This is a genomic window from Bradyrhizobium icense (genome assembly GCF_001693385.1).
In the GTDB taxonomy this organism is placed as follows: Bacteria; Pseudomonadota; Alphaproteobacteria; order Rhizobiales; family Xanthobacteraceae; genus Bradyrhizobium; species Bradyrhizobium icense.
Genome location: NZ_CP016428.1, coordinates 7,996,867 through 8,014,487, shown reverse-complemented (window position 1 = coordinate 8,014,487; position 17,621 = coordinate 7,996,867). Strand labels below are relative to the sequence as shown.

12 protein-coding genes and 1 pseudogene are annotated in these 17,621 nt (G+C 62.0%); 7 read left to right on the top strand and 6 right to left on the bottom strand.

Annotated elements, in window-relative coordinates:
- The first annotated feature begins 247 nt into the window (after nucleotides 1–247).
- From LMTR13_RS37095 to LMTR13_RS37080, 4 genes are read left to right on the top strand one after another with little or no spacing between them, the layout of a single operon-like run.
- Nucleotides 248–1,024, top strand: a complete 777-nt coding sequence (locus LMTR13_RS37095; protein WP_065733291.1) for an ABC transporter ATP-binding protein — start codon at nucleotides 248–250, stop codon at nucleotides 1,022–1,024.
- Nucleotides 1,021–1,725, top strand: a complete 705-nt coding sequence (locus LMTR13_RS37090) for an ABC transporter ATP-binding protein (RefSeq protein WP_065732055.1) — start codon at nucleotides 1,021–1,023, stop codon at nucleotides 1,723–1,725. Before LMTR13_RS37095 ends, LMTR13_RS37090 begins: the two co-directional genes overlap by 4 nt.
- A 9-nt stretch (nucleotides 1,726–1,734) precedes the next feature.
- On the top strand, nucleotides 1,735–2,610 hold the full coding sequence (locus tag LMTR13_RS37085) for a branched-chain amino acid ABC transporter permease (protein ID WP_065732054.1): 876 nt from the start codon (nucleotides 1,735–1,737) through the stop codon (nucleotides 2,608–2,610).
- Entirely contained in the window at nucleotides 2,607–3,584 is a 978-nt protein-coding gene (locus LMTR13_RS37080; protein ID WP_197520976.1) for a branched-chain amino acid ABC transporter permease, read from the top strand. Before LMTR13_RS37085 ends, LMTR13_RS37080 begins: the two co-directional genes overlap by 4 nt.
- Nucleotides 3,585–3,625: 41 nt before the next feature.
- Here LMTR13_RS37080 and LMTR13_RS37075 read toward each other — a convergent pair whose 3' ends face one another.
- The 5 genes and pseudogenes from LMTR13_RS37075 to LMTR13_RS37055 all read right to left on the bottom strand — a co-directional run bounded on the left by LMTR13_RS37075 (nucleotide 3,626) and on the right by LMTR13_RS37055 (nucleotide 9,070).
- Nucleotides 3,626–4,876, bottom strand: coding sequence for an ABC transporter substrate-binding protein (locus LMTR13_RS37075; RefSeq protein WP_236843245.1), 1,251 nt, complete (start codon nucleotides 4,874–4,876; stop codon nucleotides 3,626–3,628).
- A 555-nt stretch (nucleotides 4,877–5,431) separates the two neighbouring features.
- Nucleotides 5,432–6,514, bottom strand: a complete 1,083-nt coding sequence (locus LMTR13_RS37070; RefSeq protein ID WP_236843244.1) for a L,D-transpeptidase family protein — start codon at nucleotides 6,512–6,514, stop codon at nucleotides 5,432–5,434.
- A 189-nt stretch (nucleotides 6,515–6,703) separates the two neighbouring features.
- Nucleotides 6,704–7,381: a nitroreductase gene (locus LMTR13_RS37065; protein ID WP_065732051.1), complete on the bottom strand. Its 678-nt coding sequence runs from the start codon at nucleotides 7,379–7,381 to the stop codon at nucleotides 6,704–6,706.
- A 217-nt stretch (nucleotides 7,382–7,598) separates the two neighbouring features.
- A pseudogene (locus tag LMTR13_RS37060) lies at nucleotides 7,599–8,458 on the bottom strand (alpha/beta fold hydrolase).
- Nucleotides 8,459–8,491: 33 nt separating this feature from the next.
- Entirely contained in the window at nucleotides 8,492–9,070 is a 579-nt protein-coding gene (locus tag LMTR13_RS37055) for a TetR/AcrR family transcriptional regulator (protein ID WP_065732050.1), read from the bottom strand.
- Between the two features lie 216 nt (nucleotides 9,071–9,286).
- Here LMTR13_RS37055 and LMTR13_RS37050 point away from each other — a divergent pair, with 216 nt between their 5' ends.
- The 3 genes from LMTR13_RS37050 to LMTR13_RS37040 are packed head-to-tail and all read left to right on the top strand — an operon-like array spanning nucleotide 9,287 to nucleotide 14,136.
- Nucleotides 9,287–10,396: an efflux RND transporter periplasmic adaptor subunit gene (locus LMTR13_RS37050; protein ID WP_065733289.1), complete on the top strand. Its 1,110-nt coding sequence runs from the start codon at nucleotides 9,287–9,289 to the stop codon at nucleotides 10,394–10,396.
- Nucleotides 10,396–13,506, top strand: a complete 3,111-nt coding sequence (locus tag LMTR13_RS37045) for an efflux RND transporter permease subunit (protein ID WP_065732049.1) — start codon at nucleotides 10,396–10,398, stop codon at nucleotides 13,504–13,506. The genes LMTR13_RS37050 and LMTR13_RS37045 overlap by 1 nt, the downstream gene beginning before the upstream one ends.
- A gap of 15 nt (nucleotides 13,507–13,521) precedes the next feature.
- The gene (locus LMTR13_RS37040; RefSeq protein ID WP_065732048.1) at nucleotides 13,522–14,136 is read left to right on the top strand and encodes a TetR/AcrR family transcriptional regulator; all 615 of its coding nucleotides are present in this window, start codon (nucleotides 13,522–13,524) and stop codon (nucleotides 14,134–14,136) included.
- Between the two features lie 310 nt (nucleotides 14,137–14,446).
- Here the strand turns inward: LMTR13_RS37040 and LMTR13_RS37035 are convergent, their stop codons facing one another.
- The gene (locus tag LMTR13_RS37035; RefSeq protein ID WP_065732047.1) at nucleotides 14,447–17,611 is read right to left on the bottom strand and encodes an efflux RND transporter permease subunit; all 3,165 of its coding nucleotides are present in this window, start codon (nucleotides 17,609–17,611) and stop codon (nucleotides 14,447–14,449) included.
- Between the last annotated feature and the right edge of the window lie 10 nt (nucleotides 17,612–17,621).

Here is a 17,621-nt window from a genome sequence, read left to right as displayed (position 1 = left end):
GACCTCGCGGCCGGCGGCAGGCTTGGCCAGCACGCTCATGTCCTCGGGCCGGCCGGCGGGACGCAGATCGATGAATTGCCGGTAAAGGTATTCCGATCGCCCGCGACGAAAAGCGCTTTGGTATCAAGGTCTCCCCGGCGTAGCCTTGCGCGGAACGACCAATCGTTGCGAGGCATGGCTTCGCACGGATAAGAGCGGATCGGTGCCATGCCGCAGCGAGGAGCTGGCCGTGACTGGTGAGTCCTCGATGATTGCGGTTCGGCGCGTGACCAAGAGTTTCGGCGGCCTGGTCGCGGTCGACGATTGCTCCCTGGACGTCGTCAGGGGTTCGATTACCGGCCTCATAGGGCCGAACGGCGCCGGCAAAACCACGCTCTTCAACATCATCGCCGGTTTCTCCGTGCCGGAGGCAGGAGAGATACTGCTGGAAGGCGAGCCCGTTACCGGGCTGTCGCCGAACCGGCTGTTTCACAAGGGCCTGGTGCGTACGTTCCAGATTCCCCGGGTGTTCGACCGCATGACCGTGATCGACAACCTCATGCTCGTCCCGCCGGCGCAGGCCGGCGAGAGCCTGCTCGCGACCTGGCTCCGGCCCGGTCGGGTGGTGCGCGAAGAGAGCGAAAACTGCCGCAAGGCGGAGGAGGTTCTCGCGATCCTGGAGCTCCCGCACCTGCGCAACGAGTATGCCGGCAATCTGTCCGGCGGGCAGAAGAAGCTCCTGGAGCTCGGTCGGACCATGATGGTCGATCCGCGCGTGGCTCTGCTTGACGAACCCGGTGCAGGCGTCAACCCGGTGTTGCTCGCCAAGCTTTGCAACAACATCGCCCGGCTCAATCGCGAGCTCGGTTATACGTTCTGCATCATCGAGCACGACATGGATCTGGTTGCCCGCCTGTGCGATCCGATCATCGTTCTCGCGGAGGGGCGGGTGCTGGCGCAAGGCAGTATGGACGAGATCCGGACCGATCCTGCCGTGCTGGAGGCCTATCTGAGCCGGACCGTATCGCGGGCGGACGCGCCATGAGCATGCTCGAAGTCCGGTCGCTCCATGGAGGATACGGCGGCGCCGATGTCCTGAACGGCGTCGATCTGGACGTCGGAGACGGCGAGATCGTCGCTGTCGTCGGGCCGAACGGCGCCGGAAAGTCGACCTTGATGAAGGCCGTGTTCGGCCTCGTGAACATCCGCTCGGGATCGATCCGTTTCGCCAGCGAGGAAATCGCCGCCTTGCGCGCGAATGAAATCGTGCGGCGCGGGCTCGCCTTCGTGCCGCAGGAACGAAACGTCTTTCCGACGCTCAGCGTCGAGGAGAATCTCGAGATGGGCGCGTTCCTGCTCGACAGTGGCGTTTCCGAGCGACTGCACCGCATCTACGAGATGTTCCCGCCGCTGAAGGAACGGCGCCGCCAGTCAGCCGCGCAGCTCTCGGGCGGTCAGCGGCAGATGGTGGCGATCGGCCGCGCGCTCATGCTCGAGCCGCGCCTGTTGCTTCTCGACGAGCCGACGGCCGGGCTGTCGCCGCAGTTCACCGAACTCATTTTCTCGAAGATCAGGGAGATCAACGCCCAAGGGGTCTCCGTGCTGATCGTCGAGCAGAACGCACGCAAAGCGCTCGCGGTTTCCGATCGCGGATACGTGCTTGCACTCGGCCGCAATCGGTTCGAGGGACCCGGTGCAGCGCTTGTCAACAATCGCGAAGTCGCAGAGCTGTTCCTGGGAGCGTAGGCATCGACCGTGACCGAGCTGATCCAGCTTCTGATCTACGGCGTCGTGCTCGGGGGAATCATCACTCTCGGCGCCATCGGCGTATCGTTCGTGTTCTCGATCCTTCGCTTCGCGCATTTCGCACATGGCGACCTGATGACGGTCGGCGCCTATCTGGCGCTCGCCTTCGTGGTCGGATTCGGCGTTCCGGTCTGGTACGCGCTTCCGTTCGCCATTCTCGGCGGCGTGCTGATTGCGGTTCTGATCGACACTGTCCTCTATCGCCGCCTCAGGCGGACGGCGCCGGTGATACTGCTGATCTCATCCGTCGGGGTCGCGCTCGTGCTGCGCAGCCTGGTGCAGCTGATCTGGGGCCCGGCCACCGCCGTCTATCAAACCGGAATCACCCCGCCCATCCGCTTCGGCGATCTGCGCATCCGGCCGGACCACCTCTACATCGTCGCCGGCACGGTCCTGCTCGTCATGCTCTTGCATCTGTTCCTTCAGCGGACCAAGACCGGAAAGTCCATGCGCGCCATGGCGGACGATCCCGACCTCGCGCGGATCAGCGGCATCGACATCGACCGGGTGATCATCTGGACCTGGGTCATCTCGGCGACTCTCGCCGTCTCTGCCGGCATCTTCCTCGGCATGGACACGCGCCTTCAGCCGACGATGGGCTGGCACCTCCTGCTCGCGATCTTCGCCGCCGCGATCGTCGGCGGCATCGGCCGCCCCTATGGCGCGATCGCAGGCGGCATGCTGGTCGGCATCGCCTCGGAGCTGTCGACGATGGTGCTCAGTCCGTCCTACAAGCCGGCCGTCGCCTTTGCCCTGATGGTCGTCGCATTGATCATCCGTCCGACCGGCATCGCCGGCGGCACGCTGTTCGCGGAGCGTCGATGATGGACCCGCTTCTCGCCTACGCGGTGTTTTTCCTCACGCTGGTTGGCATCTATGCCCTGCTGGCGCTGGGACTGAACGTGCAATGGGGCTTCGCCGGCCTGTTCAACATCGGCATCGCGGCCTTCTTCTCGGTCGGCGCCTATGCAAGCGCGATCCTGACCCGGCCGGAGAGCAACGAGCATCTCGGCGGCTTTGCGCTGCCGCTTGCTCTCGGCTGGGTCGGCGCAATGATCACCGCCGGCGTTCTTGCGCTTCTGGTCGGGCTCATCACCCTGCGCCTGCGTGAGGACTACCTCGCGATCGCCAGCATCGGCATTGCCGAGATCGTGCGGCTCGCATTGAAGAATGAGGAGTGGCTCACCAACGGCGTGCGCGGAATCGGGGGAATCGTTCACCCGTTCGCGGAGCTTTCACGCGGTGCACGCGAGCTCGCTTTCCTCGCGCTGGTGCTCGCGATCGTGGCGATCGCCTATGCCGCATTCGAGCGCGCGCGCCAATCGCCCTGGGGGCGCGCCGTACGCGCGATCCGGGAAGGCGAGGTGTCGGCCGTGGCGGCGGGCAAGAATGCGATGGTCTTCCGTCTCCAGGCCTTCACGGTGGGCTCCATGATCATGGGCCTCGCCGGCGCCGTCTATGCTCACTTCATCGGGTTCATCAGCCCGGAGGCGTTCGACCCCATGTTCGCGACGTTCCTGGTCTGGGTGATGCTGATCATCGGCGGCAGCGGCAACAACCGCGGCGCCTTGCTTGGCGCCTTCGCGATCTGGTTCGTGTGGTCGGGTACGGAGTATCTGACCAGTCTGCTGCCGGCCGAAATGGTGGCACGCGCCGGCGCACTGCGCCTGCTGCTGGTCGGCCTGCTGCTGCAACTTGTCCTGCTGACGCGTCCGCAGGGCCTGCTCCCGGAGGAGCGGTTCGTGAACCGCGCGCTCACGCGCAAGCCGGCGCAGGAAGCGCAGGCGGGAAAGCGCTGACGCCTTCCCGCCCTGCCCGCATGGCGATGGGGCGAGCGAGGTTACGCCGCCGGCTCGACGATACGCAGCGTCTCGATCTTCCCGCCCTTGATCTGCCAGATGCCGAAGGTGCCGGGCACGTCGCCGCTTTTGTCGAAGTTCTGGCTTCCCGCGGCGCCGGCGTAGTCGACGTCGTTGCCGGCGGCGAGAAGCTCCCTGGCCTTCTTCCATTCACCGGGCAGCACCTGCTCGCCCGGCGGATTGGCGATCGCGTGGAGCGCGTCACGGATAGCGGTTCCATCGGTGCTCTTCGCATTCTCGATGGCCAACGCAAGGAGATACATCGCATCGTAGCCGGTATCGATGTACGGCCTTGGCGGCAATGCGCCGTGCTTTGCCTCGAAGGCCTTGCGGAAGCGAACCGCAGCATCAGAATCGGCGACCGCCTCCGGCGCCGTTCCCACCATTCCCTCGAGATGCTGCGCGCCGATGGCCGTAATCAGCTCGGTCGATTTCATGCCGTCGCTGAACACGAACTTCGTGAACAGCCCCTCCTCAAGCGCCTGGCGCACGATCGGCACGCCGTCGCCCGGGTAGGCGATCAGCATCAGCGCGTCCGGCTTGCCGCGGCCGGCGCGTTGCACTTCGCCGCGATAGGATGCCTGCTTTTCCTCGTAGGCAATGGACGCGGACACCTTGCCGCCGATCGCTTCGAAACGCTTGGCGAAGGCTTCCGCGAGACCCTTGCCATAGTCATTATTCACGTAGATGACGGCCACGTTCGAGAAGCCCTGTTCCTTGGCGACGTCGCCCAATACGACGCCCTGGAGCGCGTCGTGCGGCGTGGTCCGGAACAGGAAGCCGTCGTCCTTGAGCGTCGTGATCGCCGGTGCTGTCGAGGCGGGCGATATCTGCGGAATCTTGTTCACGCTTGTTACGCTCGTCGCCACCGGGATGGTGACGCCGCTCGCCAGCGCTCCGATGATGGCCGATACGCGATTCACGGAAATTAGCCGCTGCGCCGCGTCGACGCCCGGCTGCGGGGTGGTCTGGTCGTCGCCGACCACGACCTCGATCCTGCGCCCGTCGAGCACGCCGCCGCCGGCGTTGATCTCTTCGGCCGCCAACTGGACCCCCTTCAGGATGCTCTCTCCGTATTCCGCCAGCGCGCCGGTCATCGACATCAGGGCGCCGATCCTGACGGGCTCGGTCTGCGTCTGGCTCGAGGCAGGCCCGGAGCCCCATACTCCAACGGCAAGCACGCAGGCCGCCGCAATCCGCAACATCTGCCGCCTTCTCGTAGAGCCTTTCATCTGACTCCTCCTATATTCTGCCTCCGGCGAAACGCGGTGCATGGGATTTCTCCCCGCCGAACGCGGCCGCTCCCGCGTTCGGATACAGGCGGCCCAAGCCGGAAGCATCCGGCCCGGCCAGGGAAAGCGTTCGGCAGTGTTGGACGACCTGCGTCGTGACAGACCCTACCTGGCTCGCGTCGCGAGCCACCCGATCAAATCGGAGGCGGGCTCTCCCCCTTCACGGGAGGTACATCCGCCGCAACCGTCGCATTCGTCCGGCACTTCGACATAAGGCGAAAACAAGCCCAATCCCAACCTTACAACCCTTTGCATCCCTTGTGGTGCCGCAGCCAGGGAAACGGCGAAACTCGTCACGCGCAATTGATCGACGCATCCCGCCGACGCAGGCGGGCGTCGGGATCATGAAGATTGATGGTTGGCCATCTCCCGGCCACGGCGGCGAACGCCGATCCCTGAAAACGCGAAACAGGACGGCTGCCGTCAGCGAGGGGTGCTCACGGTGCGCGGCGCTATTTGACCTGAATTGGCACTTGTACTGGTAGCGACCAAAGTTCAGCACCGGCCCGACGGGAAGCCGGCGCCAACCGCATCACACACAACCGTTTTGGAGAACGAGGCCCCAAACCATTTGCTGGTCAACGAGCCATCGTTGTCGGTCCAGGGGATCGGGGGCAATTGCGGCAGGTAGGATGCGTACGGCATTACTTTCGCAAGCGTCACTCTGCCCGGAAACTGTGCGAGGAACGCCTTGTTCATTCCGCCGTCCAGTCCGCTGTAGATCGGGGCAGCCGGCAAATTGTCTTCAAGCAATCGCGCGTATTCGAGCTCGTCGGCGCGCCTCTTCCCCAGCGCCCGCCGCGCGATTTCCGGATTGACGACGAAGGGAGGACATTTTTCGGCAGGGTTGAACACAAGAGGGTGCGGCGAATTCGCAGGCGGTTGCGCATCGAATACATAGCGGCGGTTGCACACATCCACCCTGGGTTCGCGTTGCGTCGTCTCGAAATGATCGTTGCCGATCTTGAGCATTTTCCAGAAGGCGAGGTTCGGACTATTTCGATGCCGCGCCAGATTCGAAGGCGTCAGGCGGAACGGATAGGCCTGGACCTGGAACGACGGCCGGCCGCTGAGTGAGTCACGCGCCAGCGAGTAGATCTCGCTGATCTGTTCGTCGGTCATGGCATAGCAACCGCTCGACCAGCAGTCGCCGTGGATCATGAGGAAGCTGCCGTTGCGCTTGTTCGCCTTGTCGAAGCTGTTGGGGTAGCCGAGGTTGATCGACAGATAGAAGTTGGAGTTGGGATTCATCAACTCAGGTGTAACTGTATAAAACCCCTCTGGAGCCTGCCGGTCGCCCTCGCGCAATTTCGGACCGAGATCGCCCGACCACCGGCAGATCGGATAGGTCTTGAGGATCTGGAAGCGGCCCGCAGTGTCCTGTTTCCAGACTTCGAGCTCCGCCTCCTCCTTGAACAGGCGCATAACAATCGGCGAATGTTTTGGCATCTTCTTCTGTTCGAGCAGCGAGAGCAGCTCGGGGGGCAATTCCTTTGTCGCCTTGGCCGGCAACGGCTTGCTGCTTTCGCCAAGGCACGTGACCGGGGTCAAGGCCGCGGCAAAAGCCGCCGCCAGCACGAGAGCCTTACCCGTTCCGATTAAATCGGAACGGGGCTCTCGATTCTTGTTTTGACGCGTTTTCTTGACGCGAACCGGTACCCACCCCGGATCAAGTCCGGGGCAGGCTTTCGCTGGAAAACGCTCCAGTGCACGTCGGACCATGGCGCGGATCACTGCTGTACCTCCCGCCGTTCCGTCCGCGCGCCGCTACTTCTCGAACCCGACGAACACCGTGGCTTCCTCGACGGACTTCCGCTCCGACACCACCGCATTCGCCGGAAACGTCTCATCCGGCCAGCCCAGCGCGATGCTTTTCATGATGACCTGATCGTCGGCTATGCCTGCGTGCTCGCGCACCACGGGGGATTGCATGATGCCCTGGCTGTTGATCACGGCGCCGAGCCCGCGAGACCAGGCGGCATTGACGAGCGCGGTCGCCACAGCGCCGCAGTCGAAGGGCGTATCGTCGCTGCCGTCAAGCACGCGGTCATAGGTGATGATCACGCAGACGGGCGCGTCGAACTGACGGAAGCCGCGCAGTACCCAGTCCTGGCGCTTGTCCTTGTTGTCGCGCTCGATTCCCATCGCGGAGAATAATTGCTTGGCGACACCGACCTGCCTGTCGCGATGCTTGCCTGCAAAGGGCTGACCTGTGCGGAACTCGCGCGACTGCGGTATGCCTGCCACCATCCGCTCGGTGTTGCCGGCGCGGATCCGATCCAGCGGTTCGCCTGATATGACGTAGAAATTCCAGGGCTGGGTGTTCATCGACGACGGAGCGCGCATCGCTAACCCAATGATTTCCGCAATCAGCGCCTTGGGTACTGGATCAGGTTTGTAACCGCGGATACTCCGGCGACCGAGGATAACGTCATCAAACTGCATCTGTGTGGGCTTCCCCGGATAAGTTCTGAACCAGCTTTCGCCTGACGTCACAGCGGACAGCATTCATTGCGCGCCCGTGGTCGTTTTAGCGGATTTTGGGATGATGAAATTGTGCCGCCGATTTGCCCGACCTGTCAAGGTTTCGGTCCAAACCGTCGGTTGCGTCGGCCGTCGGCTACTTTGCATGGGGTTGTTTTCGATATTTTTGGTGGGAGCTTCATTGCGGCCATTCTGTCGCCAGTATCACGCGAGCCAGCTCCGACGGATTCTCAACGGCTGAGAAGTGGCCGGTATTTTTGAGCGTCACCATCTGCGAGACAGGAACCAGCGACCGTGTGCGTTCGCGTTCATTTGGCCGAGACCAATCGCTATCGCCATAAATGAGCGTTACAGGCGCCGAGATCTGCCGATAGTAATCGCGCGCCTTGCTCCAGGATCGCCAGCCTGCCAGCACCTTGCGCGCGATCCGCTTGTATCCCGGGCGGCGGGCTACTTCATCGAACTCAGCAAGCAGATCGGCCGGCAGTTTGCGCGGGTCGTGATATCCGCCGCCCATGATCTTGCCGAGAACCATCTTGTTCTCGAGCGATGCATTCATCGCGCCGAGTACCGGGATCTGCAAACTTCCGATGATGAAATTCGCGAACCAGTTGCCGCGTCGAATGCCGTCCCCGTAGCGGGTCTCGTAGTCGTAAGGGTTGATCGCATAGACCTGCTTCACCCGCTGCGGAAGCGCCGCCGCCACTGTAAGGGCCAGTGTCCCGCCGATCGACTCGCCAACAAGCGTCACCGCCGAGGGTCTAGCTCCTCGATGAAGCGAATGACTGCCTGCCTGAAGTAGGGTTCGTCGAAGCTCGCGCTTGGATCGATCGGTGAGTGTCCGTGGCCCGGGAGGTCAATGGCGTACACCGTGTGCGATCTGGCGAGGAGGGGCACCAGACTGCGGAAATATTCGAGCTGCGTCCGGATCGTATGTATCAGGAGCAGCGGAGGCCCGCTGCCGATCTCTTGAAAACGTAGGCTAAGCGTATCCGATATTTTGAGCAAACTTGGTTTGGCTTTTGTCACGCTAAGCATTCGATTTCTCCTGCGCTTTGAGGAGGCGATCGTTCAAGCGGCAGCAGCGTCGCGAACCTGTTCGACCGCCGCATCCAAAAGGGCCTGAGCCAGATCGGGGTCGTTGACGACGCGCGATAGCGTCACCGCGCCGACCATCGTCGAGAGAATGGCCATGGCCTTGCCCTTGGGCTCCTCGCCGTCCGTCTCGGCAATAAAGCGGCCGAGGACTTCGAGATGCGCCTTGATCCCCGCTTCGAAGGCCGCTTTCACGTCCGGGCCCTGTCTGGCGGCATCCGCGCCGAGCGCCACGATCGGGCAGCCGTCCATCTTTTCTTCGCGATGGTCGGCACTGAGGTAGAACGCGATCACCGCGCCAAGCGGATCATCAGGATTCTCCGCGGCCGCGTCCGACCATCGGCGGGAGGCACTCTCCAATGCCCGCCTGGACGCCTCTGCCACCAAATCCTCTTTTGACGCGAACTGCTTGTAGAAGCCGCCCTGGGTCAGGCCGGCCCCCTCCATCAGATCCTTGAGCCCGATGCCATCAAAGCCGCGCTCCCTGAAGAGGCGACTCGCCACATTGATGACGGTTTGGCGGTTCTCCGCGGCTTGAATGCGACTCACCCGCATCTTGGGACCTCCATTTGGATTTTGCTTGCAATCTATATCTCAGATAGAGTTCGGACGCAATCTATCAAGTGGCCTAGCTGGAGTTGGCGTCATAGGAAGGGTCAAAAAGCCCAGTTTTGGGGGATCACATTCCCGTCAGCTTCACAATTTAGATTGCGATCGACCTCTAACAAGATTATAGAGTTCGAACGAAATCTAAATGGCATGGAGATGGCGATGAGAAAGAGCAGACTTGTGGCCTTGGCAGGTGTCCTGATCGCGGCGTCCGGAGCAGCCGTCTTCGCTATTCTTGCCATTCCCGCTCAAGAAGCTTCCGCGGCGCGCGACCCGAGGCAGGAACCGCCGATGGTCAGTCTGGTGACGGCCGCGCGGGTGAGCGGATCCGAACGCGGTTTCACGGGCACCATAGGCGCGAGGGTGGAAAGCAATCTTGGCTTTCGCGTCGCCGGTAAGATCGTCGAACGGCGCGTGAATGTCGGTGAGCAGGTCAAAGCCGGGCAGCCGCTGATGCGGATCGACGAAACCGACCTCCGCCTTGCGCTTACGGCGAAGCGCAACGCCGTTGCCGCAGCGCGCGCAACTGTCGTTCAGACGGATGCGGATGAGCGGCGATACGCCAACCTCGTCAACGACGGATGGACTTCCCGACAGCGCTACGAGCAGGCGAAAGCCGCGTCGGACACAGCCAACGCGCAACTCGCCGCGGCCGAAGCCGAAGCTAGCGTCGCCGAGAACCAGGCGACCTATTCCGTCCTGGTGGCGGATGCGGACGGAACGGTCATCCAAACGCTTGGCGAGCCGGGACAAGTGGTCTCCGCCGGCCAGACGGTCGTTCGGCTTGCACAGTCCGGTCCCCGCGAAGCTGTGGTGGCGCTTCCCGAAACGATCCGGCCAGCGATCGGCTCGCTCGCCGAGGCGAGCCTATATGGGAGCGATGGGCGCCGCCACGCCGCACATCTCCGGCAGTTGTCGGATTCCGCCGATGCCCAGACCCGCACCTACGAGGCCCGCTATGTGCTCGACGGCGAGGCCGCGGCGGCACCGCTTGGCGCGACGGTCACCATTCGGCTTGCAAGCCAGGAGAGCCAGCCGGAAGTCCAGGTGCCGCTGGGAGCCGTGCTCGATGACGGCAGAATGACAGGCGTTTGGGTGTTCGACAGCGCCACCTCGACCGTACGCTTTCGGCCGATCAAGCTTCTGCGTGTGACCAGCGAAACGGCCGTGATCTCCGGATCAAGGTCTGATGACCAGATTGTTTCTCTCGGCGCTCACCTCCTGCACGAGGGCGCGCGCGTCAGGACTGCCTCTGAGAGCAGGAGCAACTGATGAGCCTCAATCTTTCCGCGATCGCCGTACGCGAACGGGCCGTCACCCTGTTCTTCATCATCCTGCTGGCGGCCGCAGGCGCCTACGCCTTCCTCATGCTTGGGCGGGCGGAGGATCCGTCCTTCACCATCAAGACCCTGACGGTCACAACGGTATGGCCGGGAGCGACGGCGCGCGAGATGCAGGATCAGGTCGCCGAGCCGTTGGAGAAGCGGATTCAGGAGCTGACCTGGTACGACCGGGTGGAGACGTCCACCCGGCCGGGCTATGCGTACATGACGGTTACGCTGAAGGACAGCACACCGCCGTCTAGCGTGCAGGAGGAGTTCTACCAGGCCCGCAAGAAGCTTGGGGATGAAGCGCGCAAGCTGCCGTCTGGTGTGCTCGGCCCCTTCGTCAACGACGAATATTCGGACGTCAGCTTCGCCCTTTATGCCCTCAAGGCGAAGGGGATGCCGATGCGCGAACTCGCGAGGCAAGCCGAGACCATTCGCCAGGACCTCCTGCACGTGCCCGGCGTCAAGAAGATCAACATCCTCGGCGAACGTCCCGAACAGATATTCATCGAGTTTTCCTATGCCAAACTGACAACTCTCGGCGTATCGGCACAGGATATTGTGGCCGCCTTGCAGCGGCAGAACACGGTCACACCGGCAGGCTCGATCGACACCAAGGGGCCGCAGGTCTTTATCCGGGTCGATGGCGCTTATGACAGCGTCCAGGCGATCGCCGACACGCCGATCGTCGCTGCGGGGCGAACGCTGAAGCTCTCCGATATCGCCGACGTCCGCCGCGGTTACGAGGATCCTCCCACCTACCTTATCCGACATCAGGGTGAGCCTGCTGTCATGCTCGCTGCGGTTATGCAGGAGGGCTGGGATGGCCTCGCGCTCGGCAAGGCGCTGGAGGAGAGGTCCGCAGCTATCGCTCGGACGCTGCCACTCGGGATGACTCTGGCCAAGGTCAGCGACCAGGCCGTCAACATCACCTCGGCGGTTGACGAATTCATGATGAAGTTCGCGATGGCGCTCGGCGTTGTGCTGCTGGTCAGCCTGCTCAGCCTCGGCTGGCGCGTCGGCATCGTCGTGGCGGCTGCCGTCCCTCTGACGCTTGCCGTCGTGTTCCTCATCATGCTGGAAACCGGCCGGTTCTTCGACCGCATCACGCTCGGCGCCCTGATTCTGGCGCTTGGTCTTCTCGTGGACGACGCCATCATCGCCATCGAGGTGATGGTAGTGAAAATGGAAGAGGGCATGGACCGCATCAAGGCGGCGGCCTATGCGTGGAGCCACACTGCAGCGCCGATGCTGTCGGGTACACTCGTGACGGTCGCCGGGTTTCTGCCGGTGGGCTTCGCGCGCTCGACGGCCGGCGAATACGCCGGCAACATCTTCTGGGTCGTGGGGTTCGCCCTCATCGTCTCCTGGATCGTCGCCGTGGTCTTCACGCCCTATCTTGGCGTCAAGATGCTGCCTGCGATCAAACCGATCGAAGGCGGTCACCACGCGATTTACGGCACACCGAACTATCGGCGCCTGCGAGCGCTCATCACCTTCGCCGTGCGCCACAAGTTCGTAACCAGCGGCATCGTCGCCATAGCTTTCGCGCTTTCCGTCGTGGGGATGGGTGCCGTCAAGCAGCAGTTCTTCCCGACGTCCGACCGCCCCGAAGTGCTGGTGGAGGTTCGTCTACCGGAAGGTACCAGCATCGAGACGACGACTGCCACCGTCGAGAAGCTCGAACACTGGCTGGACCGTCAGTCGGAGGCCAAGATCGTCACGAGCTATGTCGGTCAGGGTGCGCCGCGCTTCTTCTTCGCGATGGCGCCGGAGTTGCCCGATCCGGCCTTCGCCAAGATTGTCGTACTTACACCGGATGCGGAGGCGCGCGAGGCTTTGAAGCATCGGCTCCGAGAAGCGGTGTCACAGGGGCTTGCACCCGAGGCCAATGTGCGCGTCACTCAGCTTGTGTTCGGACCCTACACGCCGTTCCCGGTCGAGTTCCGGGTCATGGGGCCTGATCCTGCGCAACTGTACAGCATTTCGGAGAAGGCCCTCGACATCATGCGTGGCGTTCCGGACGTGCGGCAAGCGAACCGTGATTGGGGTAATCGCACGCCCGTGCTCCGCTTCATCCCGGATCAGGATCGACTGAACCTTATCGGCCTCTCGCCAGCGGAGGTGGGCCGGCAACTCCAGTTCCTGCTCACTGGCATCACGGTAACGCAGGTCCGCGAGGACATCCGCAATGTCCCCATCGTGGCTCGCAGCGCCGGCAGCGAGCGGCTGGATCCGGCGCGTCTGGCGGATTTTTCATTGATGAGCCGGGACGGTCGCTCGATTCCGCTCGACCAGGTCGGCCATTCGGAAGTCCGACTTGAAGAGCCGATCTTGAAGCGCCGCGATCGCACACCCGTCGTCACGATTCGCTCTGATATCAATGAGGCGACCCAGCCTCCAGAGGTCTCCAAGGAGATCAAGACGGCCCTTCAGCCGCTGATCGCATCCCTTCCGGCCGGCTATCGCATCGAACTGGGCGGATCGATCGAGGAGGCAACCAAGGCCAATGACGCGTTGGCGACGATCTTTCCCGCCATGATCGCGGCCATGCTGATCGTCATCATGCTGCAGGTGCGATCCTTCTCAACGATGGCCATGGTCATGCTGACAGCACCGCTTGGTCTTGTCGGCGTCGTGCCCGTGTTGCTCGCCTTCAACCAGCCCTTCGGATTCAATGCCATTCTGGGCCTGATAGGACTGGCCGGCATCCTGATGCGCAACACGCTGATCCTGACCGAACAAATCAAGGAGAACCGTGCTGCCGGCCTTGACGACTATCACGCCGTTATCGAGGCCACGGTGCAACGCACGAGGCCCGTGATCCTGACCGCACTTGCCGCCGTGCTGGCCTTCATCCCTCTCACACATTCCGTCTTCTGGGGATCGATGGCTTATACGCTGATCGGCGGCACGGCGGTCGGCACGGTGCTGATCCTGCTGTTCCTGCCTGCGCTTTATGCCGCGTGGTTTCGGATCAAGCCGACTGCAGATGAGATGCATGAGGATTCGACGGAGGAGCCGGAATTGCGACCAGCAATGGCTGCCGAGTAGGGCTCTGTTGTATCCATGAATCGTCCGGTCCGAGCGGGAACTGATCCCGATGAGGCGCGCGCGCGCATCCTGGAGGTGGCTGAGGAGCACTTTCGCCGCATCGGTTACCATAAGACGTCGGTGGCCGACATCGCCTCCGAACTGGGCATGAGCCCGGCGAACGTCTACCGTTTCTTTCCCTCCAGGGATGCGATCAACGAGTCGATCTGCGGGCGGGTTTTGAATGAGGTTGCTGACATTGCTTCCGCGATCGCACGCACGAACGCGCCGGCCATGCAGAAACTCGACCGGCTCCTGACCGCCGTTCACCGCCACAACAAGACGAAGCTGGTCGAGGAAAAGCACATGCACGACCTGATTGTCGTCGCCATGCAGGAGAACTGGACGATCATCAAGGCGCACGTCGAACGGATGGTGGCGATCTTCGAGGCGATCATACGCCAGGGCATCGAAGCGGCCGAGTTCGAAGTCGAGGATGTCGCGAAAGCCGCGCGAGCGGTCAAATCCGCCTTCACGCCGTTCTTCCATCCGATTCTGATCGAGCACTGCCTTCAACACGGCGAAGACACCGAAGCGGGCCTGCGTGAGCAGATTCGCTTCATCCTGAAAGCTCTCGGCAAGTCTGGCTAAGCAGTCTGCTGTATTCAGGCCTGATGCGTTCGCCCGCCGGCGTAGCGGACCGCGGCTACTCTTTCTCACTAATTCTTACGCCATCCTATACAGAAGCTTGATGCCCAGCGAGCGAACGGATGAGCCAATTACTGGTAGCGAGGACCGTAGGTGCCCACCTGCTGAGATGAAAAACAGCTCGCACATCAATCGGGATCACTACATTGTTCTCCTCTGTGGCCGATTGTTCGAATCGACAGCAAAATCGGTGGAGGAGGCGGACCGGCGCCGAAAGTCGCAAGAACCTTGTCCTGCAAGCGATAGTAACTTCCTACGAGTTTTCTGTTGACGCTGCCTCGACTGCACACGTGTCTGTCGCGAGTATGGATGACGGAGTGGCAGGCAGAAACAGCCGGCAGAGCACGGGAATAACCAGCAAGCTGCAGAACGGGGAAAGTAGCATGCCGCCGACGATTACACATGCAAGTGGCTGCTGCACTTGGGAGCCGATACCCGTTGAGAAAGCTGCAGGCACCAGTCCTATGCAGGCTGAAAGGCCAGTCATGAAGACCTGCCGCATCCGCGTCTCGCCAGCAGAAATGATCGACTGGTCACTGCTCATGCCCTGTTCTTCGAGATTTTTGCGGACGTAGGAGACAAGGAGGATGCCATCCATCGCGGCGACGCCGAACAGCGAAATGAAGCCGACGGCGGCGGATACACTGAAGTTCAGGCCTGCAATGTAAAGTCCCCAGATGCCGCCTGCGACAGCAAACGGAATCCCCGATAACGCCAGCAAGCTGTCCCGAACCGAATTGAACAGGCTGTAGAGCAGCATCAGGATCAGCACGAGACTGAGCGGCACGATAATCAGCAGGCGTTGTTTTGCCTCCTGCAGCGCTCCGAACTCACCTGACCACTCCAGGGAATAGCCCTGCGGCACAGGCACGTTTTTTCCGACGCGCTCCTGTGCTTCGGCCACCGTCGAGCCGAGATCGCGCTCACGAACGCTATACTTCAGCGGGATGAAGCGCTGGCTGTTTTCACGATAGATGTAGGCTGCCCCCGGCTCTAGTCGAATTTCGCCGAGATCGCCGAGGGGCACGTAGGCGGGTAGCGATTTGTTGTCGGCGCTCGGCAGCGCAACCGGAATGGCGCGGATGGCATCAACGTGGGTACGGAACTCTGGCGCAAGCCGCACGGTGAGACCGAAATTCATTTCGCCTTCATAGACGCGCGACATTTCTTGCCCGCCGATCGCCGCCTGCACCACGGTGTTGATGTCGCCGACCGAGAAGCCGTAGCGGGCGGCGGTCTCGCGGTTGATCTTGATCATCAGGTTGGGCTGGCCCAGGAGATTGAATGCGCCGGGATCGCGCACGCCCTGCACCCTCCCGATCTCCTCCTTAACCGATTTCGACAACCGCTCCAGCTCGGCGAGATCGCGGCCGAATATCTTGATTGAGTTCTCCCCTTTGACGCCGGAGACGGCTTCCTCGATGTTGTCCTGGATGTACTGGGAGAAGTTGAAGTCGACGCCAACGAACTCGCGATTGAGGCGAGCACTAAGCTCATTGACCAGCTTCTCCTTTGTCAGCCCGCTTGGCCACTGATTGAAAGGCTTCAAGGGGACGAAGAACTCAGCCAGGAATGCACCGTCCGGATCAGTGCCCTCCTCGCCGCGGCCCTGCTCCGACACAACTGTCGCGACAGGAGGATAGCTGCGGATCACGTTGCGGATTCTTGCAACGGTATCCATGCCTGCCTCGAGCGCAATCGTCGGCGGCATCGACGCCCGGATCCACATATTGCCTTCCTCGAGCTTGGGCAGAAATTCCGTACCAAGACGCGTCCCGGCAAACAGCGTCAGCGCCAGGAAGACCACGGCAATAGTCATCGAGCGCTTCCCGTTCCTGACCGCCAGCGGCAGCAGCTTCTCATAGCCGTTGCGCATCCAGCGAACGAGAAAGGTCTCGACTTCCTGCACCTTCGCGGGCAGCAAGATCGAGGCCATTACCGGCGTTACAGTGAAAGTGGCGATCACCGCACCGAGTAGCGCATAAGCGTAGGTACGCGCCATCGGCGAGAAGATTTGTCCCTCCACGCCCTGCATGGCAAACAGCGGAATGAAAGCCGCGATGGTGATCGCCACCGAGAAGAGAATAGCCTTATCCACTTCGACTGCAGCGGTGAGGATCCGGTTCAACCGACCCGTGAAACGAGCATCCTTGCATTCTGTATGAGGATCATAGTGCGCCAGGTGCCGGAAGATATTCTCCACCATGATGACCGTGCCGTCGACTATAATCCCGAGATCGATAGCACCGACCGACAGCAGGTTGGCCGACTCGCCGCGTGCAACCGTGATCATGACGGCCAGAAACAAGGCCACTGGAATGGTCGCGGCAACAATCAGCGCACAGCGGAGATTACCTAGGAACACCCACTGAATCAGGAAGATCAGCGCGATTCCGAATAACAGATTGTGCAGCACGGTCTCGACCGTGATCGCCACCAAATCGCCGCGGTCATAGAACGGCACGATCTTGACGCCGGCGGGTAAGCTGCCGTCCGCATTGATCCGGGCGACTGCAGCGCGCACGCGTTGCACCACCTCCATGGTGCGCTCGAGCTTCTGCATCAACACAATGCCGGTAACCGTGTTGGTGACGCCGTCGCGGCCCGACATTCCGATGCGTGGCCGGAATCCGATTCCGATCTTTGCGACGTCGGACAGCAGCACCGGCACACCATTCTGCTGACTCAAAACGATATTGCCGATATCATCGAGTGAGGTAATGACGCCGATGCCGCGCACATTGGCCGACTGCTCACCGATGCTGATGGTGCGACCGCCGACGTTTGCGTTGCCGGTTGAGATCGAACTGATGATTTGGGGGAGCGTCAGGCCGAACGACATCATTCGGTTGAGATCGATCTCGACTTGGTACTCCTTGGAATTGCCGCCCATAACGGCGACGTCGGCAACGCCAGGCACGATACGCAGCTTGCGTTCAACGACCCAGTCCTGGATCGTCTTCAGCTCCATCACGTCCATGCCAGGCGGACCGGTGAGCTGATACCGGAATATCTCGCTGATGCCTCCGGCCGGCGAGATCACGGGCTGCACGCCCGGCGGGAGCTGCACATCCTTCAATCGGTTCACGGCTTGCTGGCGCACGAAATGATAGTCACGGCCATACTCGAACTGCAGCCGGATGAATCCGAGCGCAAACACCGTGTTGGAGCGGGTGAATTTCAACCCGGGCGTGGAAGAAACGGCGATTTCAATCGGGATGGTGACATAGCGCTCGACCTCCTCCGGCGACTGCCCCGGCCATTGCGCAATAATCTCGATGATCGGCGGCGCCGGATCGGGGTAGGCCTCGATGTTGAGCGCTTTGAAGGCAGCGACTCCGGCGCCAATGAAGGCCATAAACGCGATCAGCACCAGCGAGCGCCGGGCGAGGCAGAATCCAAGCAGGCCGCGCAGCATGAACGCGCCG